Source organism: Undibacterium sp. RTI2.2 (assembly GCF_035018705.1).
GTDB lineage: Bacteria > Pseudomonadota > Gammaproteobacteria > Burkholderiales > Burkholderiaceae_D > Undibacterium.
This window is the reverse complement of the sequence record NZ_JASJXN010000057.1, coordinates 1-20,231: the sequence shown is the minus strand read 5'-3', so window position 1 is coordinate 20,231 and position 20,231 is coordinate 1. Positions and strand designations below refer to the sequence as shown.

Below are 20,231 nucleotides of genomic sequence, written 5' to 3'. Positions count from 1 at the left end.
AACAAGAAAACCAATCGCAACAGTGGCCACACCCATGCTCGACTTTACTGGTTTGGGTATTTTGCAAGAAGCTCAATTGTTTGATCTTTATTTTCTTGTTCTACCGGATCAGTTTTTTTCGAAAGTTTTTTATATTTTTCATGAGATATACATGTGAAGAGATTTAATTAAAAATTAGTATCACTGAGGGTGACGTGATAACTTTATTACGTGATAGATTGCGGTTAAAAATCTCATTAGTAAGTATCGACGCGCATGTTGTAAAGTAAGCCTTCGGTCACAAATTAAAAGCCCCCCAAAATTTGGGGCCAAGAAGTTATACTGGTGAGCTATTTCATTTTTCTAAAATGGACACAGGATAATCGCAGTCACTATCGAATAGTATTATGTAACTGGGTATCTGTTAGATCAGAGCGCAAGCAATACAGACAGTCAGTTTTCAAGATCCTAGAAATTCTAAATCTATATTTGCCTGATCCGATTTGAGCGAACTGCAAGAAGTGATTCCCTCTCGGCCATTAGAATGTCATGCTTGGTTTTTGCTTCTTCTGAATTGATTAGACAAAGGAGTTTCCCCATGCGCACCGCACCTCTGAGGTACGAAATTTTCAGATCAATCTCGGTCAACCAACGCTCACTGTTTGCAGGCTCACCAAGTCTTATCGATTCCTGAAGCTTTGCTCGCTCATTACTTAACAAAAGTTCGAAATAGTTTTGGAAATGCTGTTTAAGTTCGTTGTTAATTGACGGGGATCTCTTGTTTTCCATCATACTTACCTTTCTCTGCACTACAGAATGATGTTATTTTCTTTGTAAATTGACTTTATATGGAGTAAGACCGAGAAGAGCAGTTCGGCCTAAGACTAAAGGGGGAGGGCTAAGCCGAGCGATCAATTGAAGTTCAGTTCGAAAAAAACAAAGTCTAAATATATCCCGAAATCACCATTAAGTCACTGATAATTGTCAAAGATAATTATAGAGTTGGCGGACTATATGGGAGCAACAAACGATAGTTGTATGCAGGGAAAAACGATCGAGCTATCAGCCAGGGAAATATTCGCTCGAATTTTGCGTAGAGCACGCCGATCAAAGAACATCATTTGTCAAGGCAGAAAACTCATTGAAAGTTTCCATTACGAAATCGTAGATTTTAATGGTCTGGAAATTAGAAGACACAATTCTCAATGATCAAGGCAGGAAACAAGGATGATGACTCTGGAGACTACTACCTGCCGCTATCTCATCATCGCCATCACTTAAATTATACGCAATCGTATTGCGTACTGTGCCACCACAAGACTACAAAAATTGTTATCCCTGCGATTGAACTGATTCAGTTTTATTTCGGTTCGACAAGTACCTTGATTTGTCGGATTTTTTTTGGTGCGCTTTATTTCACGAGAAAATTTATAGCTGCGTGAGCCTGTCAAACGAAGAGGCAGTCATACCAAAATAGAGGGAGCTACTGAAAGTGAATTAAATGTCCCTCACTCTACAGACAGTCGTTTATGCGTTGGCTGCTTGACCCGCTTATTTACATTACTGGGACGGAACGCCAAACCGATGCTACTTTGAAATACCAAATGGTGGCTATTTTCTGACGAGAATACACTGCTACATTAGTGAGAATATGCACCAAGTTCATATAAGTTTGAGTGTGCTGCTCATGAATTTGGTTTCAAATATAATTTAATTAGTCGGATGCTATCCGCAAGAAAGAAAAAATGAACTTTAGTTCGTCTACCTATCTGGAATGGCGCTTTGCATTCGCGTCGAACGGAACAGCTCGCCCATTAATAGCACCTCTTGCAGAACTGCTCGGGGCTTCTTCTGGAGAAATCGATAAATACGCAAGTCAGCCGTTCAGAAACGGTGAACTTGAGGATCTCGCTAACTGGACAAATAGGTTCGCATCTGTCACGGACCAAGGCCGCTTTGTGTGCTTGGTCTAATGCGTTCAGCGCGATAGGAGAGTTCCATTTGCAAATTGCGATAAAAAAATCTATATCAATGCAATTATTTTCTTAAATAGCGTGATTCTTAAATAATTTGGCGTTTTTCTTAAATAGCGTGAACTTCACCAACCTCCGCCAACTAATGCAACCCCAGATGCTGTGTGATGCGGCGACCTAAAAGGGCGATTCTTCCATTTAGAGACCGAGAAGCCGCTCGTCAAGGATTGCACCGCGGCAGATTCCAATGCCTCCTGGTCGGTCATGCTCGGCAAAATTCCGGGGAAACGCGCTGCCAACATGGATTTTCCAGTACCTGGCGGACCCACCATCAAGACACTATGCATGCCCGCTGCGGCAACTTCTAAAGCGCGCTTGGCTTGCAGTTGCCCTTTCACTTCCATAAAGTCGGGATAAGGCTGACGTTGCGTAACCGTAGTCACCTGATGTGGCTTGAGCTTCGACGCTGCATCAAATCCAGCGAAGTGGGCGCACACCTGTAATAGCGAATCCGCCGGATAGATGGTAGCGTCTTTGACCAGTGCGGCCTCATCCGCGTTAGCGCGAGGCAAAATAAAAGCACGTGGATTTTGGGTGTTTTTACAAATCGCAAATGTCATCGCTAGCGCGCCACGGATAGGGCGCAACTCTCCAGACAACGATAATTCCCCTGCAAATTCATACTGATCTAAAGCATCACCCGGGATTTGACCAGACGCAGCCAAAATGCCTAGAGCAATCGGCAAATCAAACCGGCCAGATTCTTTAGGTAAATCTGCGGGTGCCAGATTGACAGTGATCCGCTTGGTAGGGAAATCGAACCGCGCATTTTGTAAAGCCGCTCTGACGCGATCTTTAGATTCTTTGACCTCAGTTTCGGGCAAACCCACAATCGTAAACGAAGGAAGACCATTTGCCAGATGCACCTCCACAGTGACCTCTGGTGCCTCCATCCCGGTAAGGGCACGGCTTTTTAGTACGGCGAGTGACATTATTGTTTGAGTTTAGTGTTTAAGTTTTATCGGCCGGTACTTCCAGCGCAGCGATGCGCGCTTCTAATGCCTCCAACTTGGCACGAGTTTTTGCTAGGACTTGCGCCTGGATATCAAACTCTTCTCTGGTCACCAAATCTAGTTTGGAGAAACCCTGACTCATCATCGCTTTGACATTTTTTTCAATGTCTTTGGCCGGTGAGTTTTCTAATACTTGGTTAATTTTGGTTTGAATATCGCTAAAAAAATCTTGCTTGTTCATATTAATCCTTAGAAGTAGTTTTTATGCTCTTAAATGGGGCGTAAAAATAAACAGAGAACTTAAATTTGCTTTTATTTGGTGCGTTTATTGGCTGGGGTAAAAATAGATTGCTTACTTTGCATCTATTTGCATTGTAACTTGTATGGAATCATAACGTATCAAACTCATCACGTAAGCACTGACAGCTGCCTAATTGCAATTTAATGCTGTGTTTGCTGCGGATTTTTTCCAAAAATGGCAAATTTTATTTTGTTTAAATGGTGGCTTGGCACGACTCCTGCTAATGGATGCAAATAGTAAAAGTTTTTTAAGCCGCAACATAACTAAAAACGGGAAAGTCCATGAAAAAATTACTATTAGCAGTTGCAGTAGCAGCATCTTTTGGCGCTAGTCTGGCTCATGCAGAAGACGCTAAGCCAGACAATGAAGTTAGTTTCAATATCGGTGGTGTAAGTGACTACCGCTATCGTGGTATTTCGCAAACTCGTCTCGACCCTGCGCTACAAGGTGGTGCTGATTACACCCACAATCCTACTGGTTTTTACGCGGGCACATGGTTATCGACAATTAAATGGACTAAAGATGCTGGTGGTAGCGGCAATGTTGAATGGGATATTTACGGCGGTAAGCGTGGCGAAATCGTTAAAGATGTCTCTTACGATGTTGGCGTTCTCTCATATGTCTATCCATCCAATGGTTTGAGTAGTGTTCCTGGGTTTGCTAACGCAAACACAACTGAGATCTACGGCCAACTCGGTTATGGTCCGGTATATGTCAAATACTCTCATTCAGTAACAAATTTGTTTGGATTTGTTAATAGTAAAAATAGTGGTTACTTAGACATCGGTGCCAATGTGGATATCGTGCCAGATGCCGGTTACACCCTGAATTTGCATGTGGGTCATCAAACCGTCAAAAATAATACTGCCTCTGCTTACACCGACTGGAAGATTGGCGTAACTAAAGAATTTGTTGGCGTCACCTTTAGCCTTGCCGCTATCGCAACCAATGCTGATGAGAAGTTATATTACACACCTGCAGGTAAATTTACTGGTAAGACAAGCTTAGTTTTCTCCGCACTGAAGTCGTTCTAAAACATTTATTAAATAGAGGTCAGCATGAAACTGATTACCGCCATTATTAAACCCTTTAAGCTAGACGAGGTGCGAGAAGCACTGTCTGCTATTGGTGTGCAAGGGATTACAGTCACTGAAGTCAAGGGTTTCGGACGTCAAAAAGGGCATACCGAGTTGTATCGTGGTGCCGAATATGTGGTCGATTTTTTGCCCAAGACAAAAATTGAAGCTGCGGTAGATGATGCGATTGTTGATCGTGCTATTGAAGCGATAGAGATTGCTGCTCGTACCGGGAAAATCGGCGACGGCAAAATTTTTGTCTATGACTTGCAACAAGTTGTGCGTATTCGTACCGGTGAAACCGGCAACGACGCACTGTGACCGATATCGTGGAATCAGGGAGATCACACATGAAAAAAACATTCTGCAAAGCGTTGATAACTAGCGCCTTGTTCCTGTCCGTTGGCTTTGCATCGTCGGCAATCGCAGCCGATGAAGCATCTGCCAAAGTGGATGCACCAGCTTCTACTGCTGCTGTTACTGCGCCAGCCGTTGCATCAGTGCCTGCTGAAATGGCATCCGCCGCTGCCAGTGCTGCCAGTGCTGCCGTGGCGCCAGTAGCACCGGCAGCGGCGACAGATGCTACAGCCGCTTCAGGCGCTGTTGCTGCACCTGCACCTGTTGCCAATAAGGGCGATACTGCCTGGATGATGGTATCTACTTTGCTAGTCATTTTGATGACAATTCCAGGCTTGGCTTTGTTCTACGGCGGCTTGGTTCGTTCTAAAAATATGCTGTCAATCTTAATGCAGGTCTTCATGATTTTTGCAGTGGTTATCGTACTTTGGTGCATTTACGGCTACTCATTGGCATTCACAGAAGGTGGCAAATTTATTGGCTCGTTTGATCGCCTGTTCCTCAACGGTATTTGGGATCCGGCCAAAGCAACGTTCGCGACTGCGGCAACTTTCAGCAAAGGTGTTGTGATTCCTGAATTTGTCTATGTGGCTTTCCAGGCGACTTTTGCAGCAATTACTTGCGGCCTGATCATCGGCGCATTTGCTGAGCGCGCTAAGTTCACCGCCGTTTTACTGTTTATCGTATTGTGGTTCACTTTCAGTTACTTGCCGATCGCGCACATGGTCTGGTTCTGGACGGGTCCTGATGCGATTAAAGATGCTGCGACTTTGGCGACTGAAACTGCAAAAGGCGGCTTCCTGTTCCAAAAAGGTGCGTTGGACTTCGCTGGCGGTACTGTCGTTCATATCAACGCTGCGGTAGCAGGCTTAGTTGGTGCTTATTTGATCGGCAAGCGTGTTGGTTACGGTAAAGAATCGATGGCACCACACTCCCTGACAATGACCATGATCGGTGCGTCATTATTGTGGGTGGGTTGGTTTGGTTTCAATGCAGGTTCTGCTTTAGAAGCAGGCGATGTCGCTGCACTGGCGTTCATCAATACCTTGCTGGCTACTGCTGCTGCGACTGTTTCCTGGGTTTTCGGTGAGTGGATGTCTAAAGGTAAGCCATCGATGCTGGGTGGTGCTTCCGGTGCGGTTGCCGGTCTGGTTGCGATTACACCAGCTTGCGGTTTCGTCGGTCCTATGGGCGCCCTGATCATTGGTTTGCTGGCAGGTGTGATTTGCCTGTGGGGCGTCAATGGCCTGAAACGCTTACTGGGTGCAGATGATTCATTGGACGTGTTTGGTGTGCATGGTGTCGGTGGTATTTTGGGTGCTTTGTTGACAGGTGTGTTTGCATCACCTGCACTCGGTGGTCAGGGAATCATGGATTACGTCACGAACAAAATGTCCACCGATGTTTACTCCATCATTGGTCAGGTTCAAATCCAGGCAACTGCAGTTGGTATGACAATACTGTGGTCGGGTATTGTTTCTTACATCGCATACAAATTAGTTGATCTGGTAATCGGTCTGCGTGTACCTGAAGATGAAGAGCGCGAAGGTCTGGACATTACCAGCCACGGTGAATCGGCTTACCATTCCTAATGGATGTTGTTGAGGTATTGATGTAATCGTTGATGTGAAATCCAGTTACCTGGTTCTCACATCAGCTGCAAAGTTTTTCTCGGGGTAGTATCTTCAGTGCATGTTTAGAGCGCATGTGACTGACTTGATAGGCACTTTTATAAAGTGCCTATTTTTTTATAGAAACAACTTAATCTTAGTTGAACTCAGTGCTATTTCTCCAGAGTTTCAATTGGCGCTTTGAGTACAGATTACTCTTCCATACCAAGATTGAAAGAAATCACATTCTTTGAGGGCGTTGCGCAGGGCTCGTCATCAAAGGCAATGTCGCCATTGGCATTCGCTACGCCGTCGATTTTTAACTCTGTAAAGCTAAACAGATTTTTATCCATCAAGTGCGATGGCACCACCGTGGTCAGTGACGAAAATATACTTTCTACGCGACCAGGATTAGTCTTTTCCCAGCCACGCAACATATTTTTGATTTGCTTACGCTGCAGATTTTCTTGTGAACCGCAGAGGTCGCAGGGAATAATCGGGAATTGCTTGACCTGAGCGTAGCGTTCTGAATCCTCTTCCTTCACATACGCCAGCGGGCGGATCACAATATGTTTGCCATCGTCGGATTGCAATTTGGCGGGCATGCCTTTGAGTTTGCCGCCGAAAAACATATTCAGAAAAAAGGTTTCTAAAATGTCGTCACGATGGTGACCGAGAGCGATTTTAGTCGCGCCCAGTTCATCCGCAACCCGATACAAAATACCACGGCGCAGGCGGGAGCATAGCGAGCAGGTGGTTTTGCCTTCCGGGATCAGGCGTTTGACGATACTGTAGGTATCTTGATTTTCGATGTGGTAAGGGACGCCCAGTTTTTCCAGATACGCTGGCAAAATATGCTCGGGAAAGTTAGGTTGCTTCTGATCGAGATTGACGGCGATGATTTCAAAATTGATCGGCGCGCGCTCACGCAGCGTCATCAAAATATCCAGCATGGCATAGCTATCTTTGCCGCCGGACAGGCAGACCATGACCTTGTCGCCTTCTTCTATCATATTAAAATCACCGATTGCCTGACCAACCTGGCGGCACAGGCGCTTGTGCAGCTTATTATTTTCGTAAGTGATTTTTTCTTGCGACTTTTGGCTCATTTGCGTCTGCACTGGCATCGCGCCGGTAATAGGTAAATTAGGCAAATTAGACAAATCAGACAAATCAGACAAATCGGCAAAAGTGGTTTCTTGTACTTGCATGATGGCGCTTAAATGTCGGTTTTAATTTGAAATACTTCTACGCCCACACCTTCGCAATCGGGGTAGACATCGGGCTTCATGGTCGAGACCCGCACTGCGCGCACGCGAGGATGTGCCAGCATACTTTTGGTGACATCGTCACACAAGGTTTCTTGTAAATGAACGTGCCCTTGTGCCATGCGTTGCGCAATAGTTTCGCGGATAAAATCATAATCTACTACTTCGTCCAGATGATCTGCAGAAGGAGTGGAGAGCGCCAGCGGAATATATAAATCTACATTGATGATCACGCGTTGCTCGCCTTTTTTCTCAAAATCGTGCACACCGATATTGATCATGACTTCGTAATTACGCAAAAATAAACGACGGCAATCGGCGAGTTGTGGATAGTGGAGGACAGATAGCATGATGGGGTCAGTTCAATGTAATGGAATTATGGAATTGTAAAAGTACAGTAGGTCGAATACGGGTAAGGAATAAGATCTTTATTTAGGTGTCGCCGAGGTCGCTAAAAACATAATGTCACGTGCAGACGGTAGCAAATGCTGGCCGCCATCCACCATGATGGTCGTGCCGGTAATCGCAGGCATGTCGGCGACAAAGCAAATCGTATTGGCGATATCCTCAGGTGTACTAGAGCGACCCAGCGGCGTGACTTGATGTGCTTGCGCAAAATCGTCGGCAGTCTGGTGGCCGGACACCATCGTAATCCCGGGCGACACGCCAACCACGCGCACCTTGGGCGCGAGTGCCTGCGCCAAGGTCGTTGTGGCGCATTGCAAGGCTGCTTTGGATAGGGTGTACGACAAAAAATCAGGATTCAGATTTTGCAGCTTTTGGTCCAGCAAATTAATCACGCAGCTTTGTTGCCCATCCGGCGTGGCTGCATGTAAAGCCCGTGATAACAAAAGCGGAGCTATCAAATTGGCATGCATATGTTTATCTAAACGCAGTTTGGAGACATCGCTAATACTATCCTCTTCAAATAGCGAGGCGTTATTTACAACGCATTGCACGTTGCCAAAGGCCGCGATGACTCTGGGTAGCAGCTCTTTGACCGAAGTTTCATTCGCCAGATCACAATGCAAGGCAATTGAGCGCCTGCCCATGGCCTTGATCTCTGCCACCACACCAAGCGCTTCTTCTTCTGAGCGACCATAATGTACTGCAACATCCCAGCCACGCTGCGCCAAAGTCAGCGCAATGGTGCGACCGATGCGTTTGGCAGCGCCGGTGACCAAGACCACTCGTGTCAGACCATCTCGCGTCAAACCTGATGGCGAATTGATGACCGCTTCTGTCTTGGGAGCTGAAGCGGATGCGGTATCAGATGCTGTAGCAGATACTGAAGGAGCGGCTGAATCAGCGGCTGTAATGGTAATTGTCATGGCGATACTTTCTTACTCGGCTGATTCTTTTTAATCTTAAATTTCACCTTTAATTACACCTTGAAGGCGACGATTTTTATACAATGCGGCTATGCGACTATCTCACTCCACACGACAGCAACTTACATTACCTGCACCCGGCGCCGATGCCCAGGCGGCCTCTGAGGCTTTACAGCAGCACATTATTCAACAGATTGACGCAAATGCAGGCTGGATCTCGTTTGCTCGCTATATGGAACTGGCTTTGTATGCGCCGGATCTGGGTTATTACAGCGGTGGTGCGGCAAAACTAGGCAAAGACGGCGATTTTACAACCGCGCCAGAAATGTCAGTGCTATTTGGTGCGACCTTGGCGCAACTGGCAGCCTCTTTATTAGCGCAAACCAGCGCGCAAGTGATGGAATTCGGGGCGGGTACCGGGAGGCTGGCGTTTGACTTCTTGTCAGAATGTCAGGCTGCTGGGATTGCCGTTGAACGCTATTTTATCGTGGAATTGTCCGGCGAGCTAAGAGCAAGACAAGAAGACCTGCTGAAAAATTTCCCGCAGGTGCAATGGTTGCAACAAATGCCTGAAGCTTTTTGTGGCGTTGTACTGGGTAACGAGGTGCTGGACGCTATGCCAGTGCATTTGGTGGTGAAGACAGAACGGGGCTGGCGCGAAGTCGGTGTGGGCCTACGGAATCAAGCTGAGCCTGAGCAAACCGCGGCAGAGAGCACGATCAAGCACGGCCCGGAGTTGATTTTTTCTGACCGCGAGATGGATGCACAATTACAGTCGCAGCTGCTGGCACAAATCCCCGGCGCTGATCAGCTTCCGCTGGGATACATGACGGAACTCCATCCGGTTGCCGCAGGCTTTATGCGCAGCCTGGCTGCAATGCTGAAAAAGGGGAGCGAACTCAGCGGCAAAGGCGCGCTCGCCATTCTGATTGATTATGGATTTCCTGCGCGTGAATACTATCTGGATCAACGTACGCAGGGCACGCTGATGTGTCACTATCGGCACCATGCGCATCCCGATCCATTTTATTTGCCGGGTTTGCAAGATATTACGGCGCATGTGGATTTCACCAGCATGGCGCTGGCAGCACAAGCAGGTGGGCTGGAATTATTAGCTTATGTCAGCCAGGCGGGATTTTTGCTGGAAGCCGGCATCGGTGAATTGCTTATGCGCACCTCCGCCAGCGACCCTATGGCGTATCTGCCAAAAGCCAACGCTCTGCAAAAGCTGATTTCGCCTGCCGAGATGGGGGAGTTGTTTAAAGTCTTGGTGGTTGGTGCGGGAGTGGAACTGGATGCCAGACTATTGCGACACGACCGTAGTCATCGCTTATAGAGAGTCGATAAAGCGCACTTTAAGCAGAATGATGAAGTGATCGATATCTATATACTCCCATTAAGTATATTTTAATCGTCCAATTAAATTCTGGACAATCAGCAGTATTTAGAAAAAAATTAGGGGAGTATATGATATTCATCGCCAATTTAGCCGTATTTTCTAACCTCACTTCAGAGGCTTGGCAATGATACGTTGGGTACTCACGATTTTTATCGCATTGATCGTCTTTAGCGCCTTATTACCTTGGTTAGAAAAACTGGGCATAGGGCGTTTGCCTGGCGATGTGCGCTTTAAATTGTTTGGCCGGGTTTTCTCTCTGCCATTTGCCTCGACCATTATTTTGTCCTTGGTCGTGCTCTTGTTGGCGCGCTTCCTCAAATAAGCTGACACGTCTGGCCGTTAGTTGCTCACTGAGTTAGCAAAAGAGTTAGCCGCCATAAACCAGTTGAATGTGGTTTTAGCGTGAAGCTAGCTTGAAAATTGCCCAAAGCCATTTTGGATAGGTTAAAGTTTTAGACATTGAGACCGTCAATTTAAAGACATTGCGCCCGAGCAACGAAGTTTGGTTGCAGCTAAGTTTAAAACTAAGTTTAAAACCGAGGTTAGAACTAAGGCTAAAACTAAAATTCAAGCGAAATCCAAGTTGCAGGCGGCAAGTCAGCATCCCGATAAAAATAACGAATACCTAAGGTGTCCATGAGCGATTTAGCTGAAATAAGAGCATTGCTCATTGAGCCGCATGCAGGCATGCGGGTCAGTTTGCACAATATGCTGAATTTATGCGGCATAACTAAAATTGAACATGCTTTGACCGCTGGTACAGCGATCCGTACTATCCAATCCAAAGTGTTTGATCTGATTTTATGTGAATACGATCTCGGCGTAGGCCAGGATGGTCAGCAATTATTAGAAGACGTGCGCCACCACAAACTGACACCGCTTTCTACCATCTTTATTATGGTCACGGCCGAGCGCGCTTACGCCAAAGTGGTTAGTGCGGCAGAGCTGGCACCTTCCGATTATTTATTAAAACCCTTTACCGCTGACATGCTGCTAGAGCGTGTGATCAAGGCAATCGAAAAACGTAAAGCCTTTGTCGAAATCTTCGCTCTGATGGAGCAAGGTGCTTTGGTCGAAGCAATTACCGCCTGCCATCACGGCGAGCGCGATTATCCCAAATACGTCGTTGACTTCATGCGCTGGCGTGCCGAGTTGCATGTCGTTCTGGGCGAAGCCGCCGAGGCAGAGGCGCTCTACACCGCTTTGTTTGAAATGAAAGCGGTAGCCTGGGCCAAACTCGGTTTAGCCAAAACTTTATTTATGCAAGGGCGCTTTGAAGAGGCCGAAGATATTCTCAAAACGCTGGTTGCTGAGAATAACAAATACATGGACGCCTACGACTGGCTGGCTAAAACGCACGAAGCGATCGGCGAGTTACCCGAGGCGCAGACAGTGCTGGAAACTGCCATCGAAGTATCGCCCCACGCAGTACGTCGCTTGCGTCGCCTGGGTGAAATCGCCTTAGAAACGGGGGATATAGAAACTGCCGAAGCCACTTTTAAAAAAGTCGTCGCTAAAGCCAAATTCTCAGAATTTCGCGACCCCGAAGATCATGTCAAATTAGTCGATGCCTTAGTCAAAAAAGGCGATAACGAGCAAGCCAAATCAGTCATCCGTGACATGGAAAAAAACATGGTCGGGCTGAAAAAGACTGCCGTCTGCCGTGCGATTTCTACCGCTAAAATCCATGCCGCTACGGGTGATGCGCGCCTCGGTGATGAGTTGGGCGCAGCAGTTGCCGCCAGCCGCGAAAATATAGGCTTGTCGACTAATCTTAAATTAGGTTTAGCCAAAAGCTGTCTAGAAAATGATCAAGAGGGTGAGGCCACTGAGGTTATTCTTGACGTGATGCGCAATGCCACTAACAAAAAAATGATGACCCGCGCGATCGGTGTATTTGAGAGCGTAGGCAAAGGACATCTGGCAAAAGAGCTGGCACAGCAAAGTCAAAAAGAAGTCATGGACTTGGTAGCGCAAGGTGTGCAAAAAGCCAAGCAAGGTGATTTCCGCGGCTCGGTAGAATTACTCACAACCGCCGCCCGCAAATCGCCGGATAATCCGCAAGTCGTGATGAACGCGGCATTGGCAGCGCTGAAGTGTCTGGAGAATCTGGGTTGGGACAATCAGATCGGGGAGCAGGCCAAACATTTAATTGAATCTGCGCGTCGCCTGGATCCGATGAACCCGCGACTCAAAGCGATTCAGGGTTTGTATGATGAGCTTCAAAAGAAATATGGTATTACCGCAGTAAGAAAAGTGAAATAGATACATAAATTAAGAACAAAAAGAGAAGCAAAGTAGGACGCATTGAGTTTGGCGTCGTCATCGAATTACGCATAATCAAAGTAAAACAAAGCACAACCAAAGCACAACCAAAGCACAACCAAAGCACAACCAAAGCACAACCAAAGCACGATCTAAAACGAGCAAGCCAATCGCCAGCGTACCTACTTATTGTTATCTATGCCTATCGATACCTCCGTTAATTTAGAGCAGAATGCGCCAGAAATTGCGCGTGATCGCTTGCTCAGAAAAATTGCAGAAGATGCTACTTTGCCGACCTTGGGCGCAGTCGTATCCAAGGTGGTGGAGATCACTTCGTCTGGCGAAGATTCGATTGCCAAGCTGGCACATTTTGTTTTGGCTGACGTAGCACTGACGCAAAAAATATTGCGTTTATCAAACACTATTCATTACCGCACCCGGGCTACCGTCCCAGTCACTACGATTTCAAGAGCGATTTTTTTGCTCGGGTTTGACACGGTAAAAACCGGTGCATTGGCGATGTTGCTGGTGGATTGTTTTAAAGATAAAAAACATGCGCAAAGTGTCCGCAAAGAGCTGGTACATGCGCTTTGCGCCAGTATCGTCGGACGTGAACTGGCGCAGCGTAGTCATTATCAAGATGCAGAAGAAGCCGCTGTTGCCGCTTTGTTTAAAAATATTGGCCGGGTTCTAGTCGCCTCGTTTGATCATGTTTTATACGGACGTATACAGGCCATGCAGATAAGCGGGCAGGCGAATGCTGCCGATGCCTCCAGCTTGTTGTTAGGTTGTAGTTATGACCGTTTTGGCGAGATGGCATTGCAGGATTGGAAAATTCCCGACACCATTATTCAATCACTGGGTGCGTTACCCGCCGGTGAACAAAAAAAAGCCAGCCACCGTAACGAGTGGCTTAAGCAAGTCGCCACCTTTAGTGATGGCGTAGCGAGTCTGGTGCTCACCACAGGCACAGATAATCTGAGTGCACGCTGCAAACCTTTACTGCAAAAATTTGGCAAAGTCTTAGAGCTCGATCAAGCCAAGCTGGAAGAAATGCTGGCGCGAGTGACGCAAGAAACCAGACAACTAGCAGAGAGTATGGACATCGCTCTTCCAGCTGCTGGCGATATCGACGAAACGCTCTCTGCAGACGGCGAATTCCCTAGCGAATTTTTGTTAAAAAGTTTTAATGCAGATCAAATGCAGCAGGCTGAACGCTACGCTAGCGGCAAGCCACGCAATGCGCGTGACCTCTTGCTGGCAGGGGTACAAGACGTCACGCAAATGCTGGCGTCTGATCAAATCAAACTCAATGACATGATATTGCTGGTGCTGGAGACCTTGTACAGCAGCATGGGTTTTCGCTTCGCCACGGTTTGTTTGCGAGACCCGTCCAGTTCCAGCTTTATGGCACGTGTATCAGTTGGCGAACTGTATGCAGAGCGACAGCGGGGTTTTGTATTCCCGATGAAAGTAGAGCAAGACGTGTTTCATTTGGCCATGACCAATAATGCGGATTTGATGATCTCTGATGCGACCGCTCCGAAGATACAAAAACTGCTCCCAAGCTGGCATCGTGCGCTGTTACCAGATGCCCTGAGCTTTATCGTATTACCGCTCGTCATCCAGAAAAAAGCATTGGGATTTTTTTATGCAGACCGTGCAATCGCGGCAGAAGAGGGCGTCCCTCCTGACGAAACTGCATTGATTAAAACCTTAAAGAGTCAATTATTAGCCGCCATGATGCGTGGCTAAGTAAAGCCAGTCCAATAGCAAAATAAGTAAGCGTAAAAATTTTATTTCTCTTATTTTGTGATGCGCTTGTCCTCGAATTTCTTCCACAGATTAAAATAGACCCCCCAGCAAACTTGCTGCCTGGCTTATTCGCTCTTGCTCAAAATACTTACGGACTCATCATGACGTTTACCCTCTGGCTCACCTTTTTTTTCGCAGCCTGCCTGATTGCGATTTCCCCAGGCTCTGGTGCTGTACTCTCGATGGCGCATGGCTTAAATTATGGAGTTAAAAAAACGAGCGGAACAATCATGGGCTTGCAAGCCGGTTTGCTATTGGTGTTTACGATTGCCGGTGCTGGCGTAGGATCGATCTTGATGGCGTCGGAATTTGCTTTCAGCGCTGTCAAAATCATCGGTGCCGTGTATTTGATTTATTTAGGCATTAGCCAATGGCGCGCCAAAGTCGATGTCAGTGCCAATGACGGCGCTTTGTCTTCGCAAGCGTCGGTGGCGCCGGATTTGCGTAAGCGATTTTTAATTGGATTTTTGACCAATGCCACGAACCCAAAAGGGATCATTTTTATGGTGGCGGTATTGCCGCAATTTATTAGCCACGACGCGCCCTTGTTGCCTCAGTTATTGATATTGGGGATGACGATGTGCGCTGTAGATTTAGTGGTGATGCATAGCTATGCATGGGCAGCGTCATCGATGCAACGCTATTTCCGCGATCCACGTTTAGTGAAAAAGCAGAATCGCTTTTTCGGTGGGATTTTAATGGCGATTGGCGCTGCGTTATTTTTTGTTAAGCGCAGTCCGGGTACTTAAATTGCGACTCAATTCACTTCAGTTTGTGACTGATTGGTATAGACAATATAATATATACTCTGGGTAGGTATATATTAGATGTCCATATAAAACTTGGTCAATAGGGCATATTTTAATAAAATAAAGGGGAGTATATTAAATAATCCCCTTATTCCTTTCAATACACACACGCGATTTCGCTCAGCTTAGTCCAGTGGAATTTCTTGCTTCTTGGCGAGCGCATCAATGTCTTGCCAGATGCTCATTTGATTCAACAAACGCGTTGCCGGATCAAGCATGGCGTTGAGATTGAAAAAACGTTCCAGCGCGGTGTCATCAAAATTACTAGTTTGCGAGAAATTGGTACGCTTGTATTGCTGTTTAAATGCCAGCAATAAATCACCGGGCGTATCTTTGTGCCAGTACTGCATCAAGCCGCCGACCATCAATGCGCTGTCGGTTGTTTGCTCCAGCATCTTAGGGTTACGTGAACTGCCCACATCCCGATAATCCAGCAAGCGCGGAAAATAGAAGCGTTTGACCCAGCTTGCAGGAATGCCGCCATCGCGGGCAATCGCGACACTGCGCCAGAGCTTCCAGCTCTTTTCCGCATTGTCGGCTTCGATAAATTGTTGATCGGCATGCAGTACGCAGGCTTCGCCCAACTCGATTTCCAACACCACTGGCAAACCGGCTTGCACTGCGATGTCTTCCAGTTCTGGCATCTTCGGTTTTTCTCCGCGCACCTCCTGCAATGCTTGGACAAAGGTGCCCAGCGTTGCTTCATGTGCCGCATGCAATTCACTGGTGGTTTGACGGAAGGCGATGCAGGCGGCGAAGTAGGCCATCAGTTCGCCGACGTAGATGCCGTTCTCGACATGAGCTTGTTCAGCTCCGGTATGCAAGCTTTGGCGGGTGCTGCTAGCGTGAATGCCGTTACGCAAGATCGGATACAACTGGGTGGAGACAGTGCCGTATTTGACCAGTGTTTCTGCGGGTAAGCTAAATGTCGTCATGTCGATCTTATCTACTCTAAAAATTCAAAAAAATTGATTGCCGAGTCCCGTCAATACGACGATACCCAGAACTGCAAAAATAGCGGCGGCGATCCAACGTACCAGCTTGAACGGAAAGTTTGGCGAGGCGACTTTGCCAAGGAACACCGCAGGCACATCGGCTATCAACATACCCAAGGTACTACCCGCAACGACCAGACCAAGATTGCTGTATTTGGCAGCTAAGGCGACCGTTGCAAGTTGCGTTTTGTCGCCGATTTCTGCCAGAAAAAATGTGATGCAGGTCACTATAAAAACACCATAACGACCTTCGGTAACGGTATTCTCTTCCATCTCGTCTGGCTTCAGCGTCCAGGCCGCAATTGCCAGAAACGATAAGCCCAATGCCCAGCGCAAAATGGTAGGGGAGACGTGGCTGGCAACCCATTGCCCTAACAAACCAGCCAGAGCATGATTCGCCAGTGTTGCGACTAAAATCCCTAAAATAATGGGGATGGGTTTCTTATAGCGAGCAGCCAGAAGCAGCGCGAGTAATTGAGTTTTGTCGCCAATTTCACCAATGGTGATGGCAAGGGCAGAGACGAAGAAAGCTTCCATGAGATGTGCGGATCGGGCGAGATAAAAACCAATGATAAATGCACCTCTCGCCCAATCCTAGGTAAGTAAGGTGCATATATCAAAGGTCTTGCCCAATCTTTGTAAATACGGATTAGCTGATGCTGCTAATGCTGAACTAATAATTCAACTAACAGTTCAACCAATAACCAAGCTCATGCTCGCACTTACTAAGGCCAAACGCACCATGACGGTTGTCAAGTATGTTGATGCGTTTTCTTCTGCGTTGTTAAGCAAATTGCTGACAAAACGCTGAAGCAGGCTACTCCCCAATGAAATAAGTTTCGGATTATACAGCATACGATTTCTGTCAAACTCAGGACGCATCCCAACCGCTTTTATGCGCCGCCTCACGCGCTTCCTTGTCGCGGTTAAACATTTCCTCCAGCTCATCCCGCGCTTGTTTGGCAATCGATACGACTTGCTGTTGATCTTTGTAGTGCGGATAAACCGCATGGATCGTTTTAATATTGTGCGAGCGGAAGCGCATCGCTGTTTGCCGCGCCTGATACACGCCAAAGCCAAGATGCTCTAGCACTTGCCGACCTAATTGCAATGATGCCTCAAAGGTTTCCCGTTCAAAAATCGTTACGCCTCTGTCCATTAGCTGGTAACAATGCCCGACATTACGGGCTCTGGCAATAATACTCAGGTTCGGAAAATGTTCTTTGGCGATATCAACCAGTGCCAGACTATCTTCCACATCATCAATCGCAATCACCAGGACTTTGGCTTTATCGGCACCTGCGGACAGCAACAAATCTGCGCGAGTCGCATCGCCATAAAATATTTTGAAGCCAAATTTACGCAGTAATTCGATTTGGTCTGGATCGTGATCCAGAACTGTGGACGTAATCCGGTTGGCATACAGCAAACGGCCGATGATTTGTCCAAAGCGTCCAAATCCGGCAATGATGACCGGATTATCTTGTGAGGTGATTTCGTCGTCCGGTGGTTTCGACAAGTTGCGTAAATGCGGTTCTATCCACTTATCGTAAATCACGAGCAATAGCGGCGTCGCCACCATCGACAAGGCAACCACGACGACCAGTAGGGCGGAGGTTTCAGCGGAAAATACCTTGGCGCTAGTCGCGGTGGCAAACACGACAAAGGCAAATTCGCCACCTTGTGCTAACAAAAAAGTGAACAGGGAGCGTTGAACTTTGGGAATCGAAAAGCGCACGCTGAGGAAGTACAGCACCGACATTTTCAGGAATAAAAATACCAAGACCAGACCGATAATTTGTAGCGGCTTGGTTAAAAACAATCCAAAATCGACCGACATACCTACGGCAATAAAAAACAAGCCAAGCAACAAGCCTTTAAATGGCTCAAGATCGCTTTCGAGCGCATGCCGATACTCAGATTCTGCCAACAACACGCCCGCTAAAAAAGTGCCAAGTGCCATCGACATATTGACCGATTCCATCAGCAATGCAATCGAGATCACCAGGAGTAAAGCAAAGGCAGTGAAGATTTCGCGCATCCCGGTTTTGGCGATAATGCGCATGATGGGTCTGATTAGATAGCGACCACCGACAATCAGAGCAGCGATGACGCCGATGACTTTGAGGCCACCCAACCAGCCTTCGGTTTCGCCCTGCGCATCTGCGACTCCCAGTAAGGGAATCAGCGCAATCATCGGAATCGCTGCAATGTCTTGAAACAAAAGAATAGAAAAACTAGCGCTACCAGCGGGAGTCGTCATTAAATTACGTTCTTCCAGCGTTGCTAGCGCGATGGCGGTGGACGATAGCGACAAACCCAGTGACGCGATCAGTGCAGTTCGCCAGTCGACACCAAATGCAAGACCGGCTAGGAATAGAGCGCCAGCGCAGCCAATCACTTGTGCTCCGCCCCAGCCAAAGATGGGACGTCGCATTGCCCATAATCGCTTCGGCTCTAATTCAAGCCCAATGACAAATAACAGTAGCACCACGCCGAATTCTGAAAAATGCAAAATGACCTGCACATCTTCAATCAACCGAAAGCCCCACGGACCGATCGCCATACCTGCCAGCAAATAACCCAGCACTGCACCTAAGCCTAAACGCTTCGCAATTGGTACGGCAATCACGGCTGCCAGCAGATAAATCAGTGCATTAAGTAACAAATTATTTTCCATCAAGGAGCCTCTTGCGCTGATGCGGGGTGATGAATTGGGTTCGATGGCGTCGTGATCTTCGGTATCCAATCAGGATAGGTATTTAACAAGTCGCGATACTCTTGGCAGTGCTGATTGACGGTAACCTCGTCGGCCTGATGAGCGCCAAACAGCAAATGTGGTGTGCGCCAGTTCATTCCACATAAATGTGCAGTTTGTTGCAAGGGAGGTAAGAATAAGTCGAATTCATGGCGATGGGTTCCGTCCGCCTGATAATCTTGCCTACTGCCTCCGGTGGTGCTGGCCAACAAAAAATCTTTAGCTTTTAACGCGGTGCCGTCGGTTCCATAAGCCCAGCCATATTCCAGCACGACATCCATCCACTCTTTAAGAAGAGCGGGTACGCTGTACCAATGGATTGGGAATTGAAAAACAATCAGATCGGCTTTTTCCAATAAAGATTTCTCATTTGCAACATCTATAAAAAAATCTGGATAATGATCGTATAAATTGTGTATGTGAACATGAGGCAATGTTTTTGCGGCATCAATCATCCTCCGGTTGACGCGGGAGCGATGCAGCGCAGGATGGGCGCAAATCAATAAAATGGAGGGCGGGGGCATAATTTTGTTTAGGACAATGGAATTAGATTCGATGTTTAGATGCACAGATAGCAAAACATCCTAGCGTATTTACGCGGCACTTTCTCTGATCATTTACTTATAAGTGTTTATTTTGCGCAAGCCTAGTATTGTTTCCTGATGGCTAAGAGTTCGCGTCGTGTATTAGACACAAAAGCAAAATTCAAAAGCATTAAAACCAAACCAAGAGAAAAATCAGCCCGCATTCCAAAAAAGCTGTTGACAGTCGAATCGAACATCTCCATAATTCGGGGTTCCCTGCGGAGGGGTGGCCGAGTGGTTAAAGGCGACAGACTGTAAATCTGTTCTCTCTGAGTACGCTGGTTCGAATCCAGCCCCCTCCACCACAGGAAAAAATTACTGTACGTGAATTGTGCGGCTGAAGTGGTGGCCCCTGCGGGTGTAGCTCAATGGTAGAGCTGAAGCCTTCCAAGCTTATGACGAGGGTTCGATTCCCTTCACCCGCTCCAGTTTTGTATTTTTGTGCAGCATAAATGCTGCGCAAAGCAAGCTGCCCTTGTAGCTCAGTGGTAGAGCACTCCCTTGGTAAGGGAGAGGCCACGTGTTCGATCCACGTCAAGGGCACCATGTTTCTGTGTTGTTTTCAAATCGAAAAGTTGTCGGGCGTGTGCCTGAGCATTCTCATCAAAATCGTTAGGAGTCTAAAATGGCAAAAGGTAAGTTTGAGCGCACCAAGCCGCACGTCAACGTAGGCACAATTGGTCACGTAGATCACGGTA

General features: G+C 47.2%; 16 protein-coding genes, 3 tRNA genes, 2 pseudogenes and 1 riboswitch. Of the genes and pseudogenes, 12 read left to right on the top strand and 9 right to left on the bottom strand.

Annotated features, from left to right (window positions below; genetic code table 11):
• Positions 1 to 2,083: 2,083 nt before the first annotated feature.
• Together QN395_RS19655 and QN395_RS19650 are read right to left on the bottom strand one after the other, a co-directional pair.
• Positions 2,084 to 2,944 (bottom strand): annotated as a pseudogene (locus tag QN395_RS19655) (YifB family Mg chelatase-like AAA ATPase); the annotation flags it as partial.
• Between the two features lie 19 nt (positions 2,945 to 2,963).
• A complete protein-coding gene (locus QN395_RS19650; RefSeq protein WP_322120335.1) occupies positions 2,964 to 3,206 on the bottom strand; it encodes an accessory factor UbiK family protein in 243 nt (80 codons plus the stop codon).
• 341 nt (positions 3,207 to 3,547) lie between these two features.
• On the opposite strand from QN395_RS19650, the gene QN395_RS19645 reads away from it, so the two are divergent.
• The 3 genes from QN395_RS19645 to QN395_RS19635 are packed head-to-tail and all read left to right on the top strand — an operon-like array spanning position 3,548 to position 6,291.
• The gene (locus QN395_RS19645; protein WP_322120334.1) at positions 3,548 to 4,300 is read left to right on the top strand and encodes a TorF family putative porin; all 753 of its coding nucleotides are present in this window, start codon (positions 3,548 to 3,550) and stop codon (positions 4,298 to 4,300) included.
• A gap of 24 nt (positions 4,301 to 4,324) precedes the next feature.
• Complete coding sequence (locus QN395_RS19640; protein ID WP_322120333.1) at positions 4,325 to 4,663, top strand: P-II family nitrogen regulator; 339 nt, start codon at positions 4,325 to 4,327, stop codon at positions 4,661 to 4,663.
• A 29-nt stretch (positions 4,664 to 4,692) separates the two neighbouring features.
• Positions 4,693 to 6,291, top strand: a complete 1,599-nt coding sequence (locus tag QN395_RS19635; RefSeq protein WP_323492841.1) for an ammonium transporter — start codon at positions 4,693 to 4,695, stop codon at positions 6,289 to 6,291.
• A gap of 230 nt (positions 6,292 to 6,521) precedes the next feature.
• Here the strand turns inward: QN395_RS19635 and ttcA are convergent, their stop codons facing one another.
• From ttcA to QN395_RS19620, 3 genes are all read right to left on the bottom strand, one after another.
• Positions 6,522 to 7,436 (bottom strand): tRNA 2-thiocytidine(32) synthetase TtcA, encoded by a 915-nt coding sequence (gene ttcA / locus QN395_RS19630; RefSeq protein ID WP_323492845.1) that lies wholly within the window; start codon positions 7,434 to 7,436, stop codon positions 6,522 to 6,524.
• A gap of 92 nt (positions 7,437 to 7,528) precedes the next feature.
• Positions 7,529 to 7,927 (bottom strand): dihydroneopterin aldolase, encoded by a 399-nt coding sequence (locus tag QN395_RS19625; protein ID WP_322120331.1) that lies wholly within the window; start codon positions 7,925 to 7,927, stop codon positions 7,529 to 7,531.
• A gap of 78 nt (positions 7,928 to 8,005) precedes the next feature.
• On the bottom strand, positions 8,006 to 8,908 hold the full coding sequence (locus QN395_RS19620) for an SDR family oxidoreductase (RefSeq protein ID WP_323492842.1): 903 nt from the start codon (positions 8,906 to 8,908) through the stop codon (positions 8,006 to 8,008).
• Between the two features lie 91 nt (positions 8,909 to 8,999).
• On the opposite strand from QN395_RS19620, the gene QN395_RS19615 reads away from it, so the two are divergent.
• The 5 genes from QN395_RS19615 to QN395_RS19595 all read left to right on the top strand — a co-directional run bounded on the left by QN395_RS19615 (position 9,000) and on the right by QN395_RS19595 (position 15,136).
• Entirely contained in the window at positions 9,000 to 10,244 is a 1,245-nt protein-coding gene (locus tag QN395_RS19615) for a class I SAM-dependent methyltransferase (protein ID WP_323492843.1), read from the top strand.
• A gap of 187 nt (positions 10,245 to 10,431) precedes the next feature.
• A complete protein-coding gene (locus QN395_RS19610; RefSeq protein ID WP_322120328.1) occupies positions 10,432 to 10,629 on the top strand; it encodes a DUF2905 domain-containing protein in 198 nt (65 codons plus the stop codon).
• Positions 10,630 to 10,943: 314 nt separating this feature from the next.
• Positions 10,944 to 12,572, top strand: coding sequence for a tetratricopeptide repeat protein (locus QN395_RS19605; protein WP_323492844.1), 1,629 nt, complete (start codon positions 10,944 to 10,946; stop codon positions 12,570 to 12,572).
• A 198-nt stretch (positions 12,573 to 12,770) separates the two neighbouring features.
• Positions 12,771 to 14,327, top strand: a complete 1,557-nt coding sequence (locus tag QN395_RS19600) for an HDOD domain-containing protein (RefSeq protein ID WP_323492926.1) — start codon at positions 12,771 to 12,773, stop codon at positions 14,325 to 14,327.
• 161 nt (positions 14,328 to 14,488) lie between these two features.
• Positions 14,489 to 15,136: a LysE family transporter gene (locus tag QN395_RS19595; RefSeq protein WP_323492927.1), complete on the top strand. Its 648-nt coding sequence runs from the start codon at positions 14,489 to 14,491 to the stop codon at positions 15,134 to 15,136.
• 185 nt (positions 15,137 to 15,321) lie between these two features.
• Here the strand turns inward: QN395_RS19595 and QN395_RS19590 are convergent, their stop codons facing one another.
• The 4 genes from QN395_RS19590 to QN395_RS19575 form a co-directional block, all read right to left on the bottom strand.
• On the bottom strand, positions 15,322 to 16,131 hold the full coding sequence (locus QN395_RS19590; protein WP_323492928.1) for a hypothetical protein: 810 nt from the start codon (positions 16,129 to 16,131) through the stop codon (positions 15,322 to 15,324).
• Between the two features lie 24 nt (positions 16,132 to 16,155).
• Positions 16,156 to 16,728 (bottom strand): TMEM165/GDT1 family protein, encoded by a 573-nt coding sequence (locus QN395_RS19585; protein ID WP_322120323.1) that lies wholly within the window; start codon positions 16,726 to 16,728, stop codon positions 16,156 to 16,158.
• 169 nt (positions 16,729 to 16,897) lie between these two features.
• Positions 16,898 to 17,029, bottom strand: a riboswitch (yybP-ykoY riboswitch).
• Between the two features lie 33 nt (positions 17,030 to 17,062).
• Complete coding sequence (kefC, locus tag QN395_RS19580; RefSeq protein WP_322120322.1) at positions 17,063 to 18,871, bottom strand: glutathione-regulated potassium-efflux system protein KefC; 1,809 nt, start codon at positions 18,869 to 18,871, stop codon at positions 17,063 to 17,065.
• A complete protein-coding gene (locus tag QN395_RS19575; protein WP_322120321.1) occupies positions 18,871 to 19,473 on the bottom strand; it encodes an NAD(P)H-dependent oxidoreductase in 603 nt (200 codons plus the stop codon). Before QN395_RS19575 ends, kefC begins: the two co-directional genes overlap by 1 nt.
• A gap of 280 nt (positions 19,474 to 19,753) precedes the next feature.
• Between QN395_RS19575 and QN395_RS19570 the strand changes: the two genes are divergently transcribed.
• The 4 genes and pseudogenes from QN395_RS19570 to QN395_RS19555 form a co-directional block, all read left to right on the top strand.
• A tRNA-Tyr gene (locus QN395_RS19570) sits at positions 19,754 to 19,838 on the top strand.
• Positions 19,839 to 19,887: 49 nt separating this feature from the next.
• Positions 19,888 to 19,961, top strand: a tRNA-Gly gene (locus tag QN395_RS19565).
• Between the two features lie 43 nt (positions 19,962 to 20,004).
• A tRNA-Thr gene (locus QN395_RS19560) sits at positions 20,005 to 20,079 on the top strand.
• Positions 20,080 to 20,158: 79 nt separating this feature from the next.
• Positions 20,159 to 20,231, top strand: a pseudogene (locus tag QN395_RS19555) (elongation factor Tu); the annotation flags it as partial.

Bases quoted from the DNA above. Each gene is read 5' to 3' on its own strand.
- QN395_RS19650 (WP_322120335.1), bottom strand. From the start codon at position 3,206: ATGAACAAGCAAGATTTTTTTAGCGATATTCAAACCAAAATTAACCAA.
- QN395_RS19645 (WP_322120334.1), top strand. From the start codon at position 3,548: ATGAAAAAATTACTATTAGCAGTTGCAGTAGCAGCATCTTTTGGCGCT.
- QN395_RS19640 (WP_322120333.1), top strand. From the start codon at position 4,325: ATGAAACTGATTACCGCCATTATTAAACCCTTTAAGCTAGACGAGGTG.
- QN395_RS19635 (WP_323492841.1), top strand. From the start codon at position 4,693: ATGAAAAAAACATTCTGCAAAGCGTTGATAACTAGCGCCTTGTTCCTG.
- ttcA (WP_323492845.1), bottom strand. From the start codon at position 7,436: ATGCCAGTGCAGACGCAAATGAGCCAAAAGTCGCAAGAAAAAATCACT.
- QN395_RS19625 (WP_322120331.1), bottom strand. From the start codon at position 7,927: ATGCTATCTGTCCTCCACTATCCACAACTCGCCGATTGCCGTCGTTTA.
- QN395_RS19620 (WP_323492842.1), bottom strand. From the start codon at position 8,908: ATGACAATTACCATTACAGCCGCTGATTCAGCCGCTCCTTCAGTATCT.
- QN395_RS19615 (WP_323492843.1), top strand. From the start codon at position 9,000: ATGCGACTATCTCACTCCACACGACAGCAACTTACATTACCTGCACCC.
- QN395_RS19610 (WP_322120328.1), top strand. From the start codon at position 10,432: ATGATACGTTGGGTACTCACGATTTTTATCGCATTGATCGTCTTTAGC.
- QN395_RS19605 (WP_323492844.1), top strand. From the start codon at position 10,944: ATGAGCGATTTAGCTGAAATAAGAGCATTGCTCATTGAGCCGCATGCA.
- QN395_RS19600 (WP_323492926.1), top strand. From the start codon at position 12,771: ATGCCTATCGATACCTCCGTTAATTTAGAGCAGAATGCGCCAGAAATT.
- QN395_RS19595 (WP_323492927.1), top strand. From the start codon at position 14,489: ATGACGTTTACCCTCTGGCTCACCTTTTTTTTCGCAGCCTGCCTGATT.
- QN395_RS19590 (WP_323492928.1), bottom strand. From the start codon at position 16,131: ATGACGACATTTAGCTTACCCGCAGAAACACTGGTCAAATACGGCACT.
- QN395_RS19585 (WP_322120323.1), bottom strand. From the start codon at position 16,728: ATGGAAGCTTTCTTCGTCTCTGCCCTTGCCATCACCATTGGTGAAATT.
- kefC (WP_322120322.1), bottom strand. From the start codon at position 18,871: ATGGAAAATAATTTGTTACTTAATGCACTGATTTATCTGCTGGCAGCC.
- QN395_RS19575 (WP_322120321.1), bottom strand. From the start codon at position 19,473: ATGCCCCCGCCCTCCATTTTATTGATTTGCGCCCATCCTGCGCTGCAT.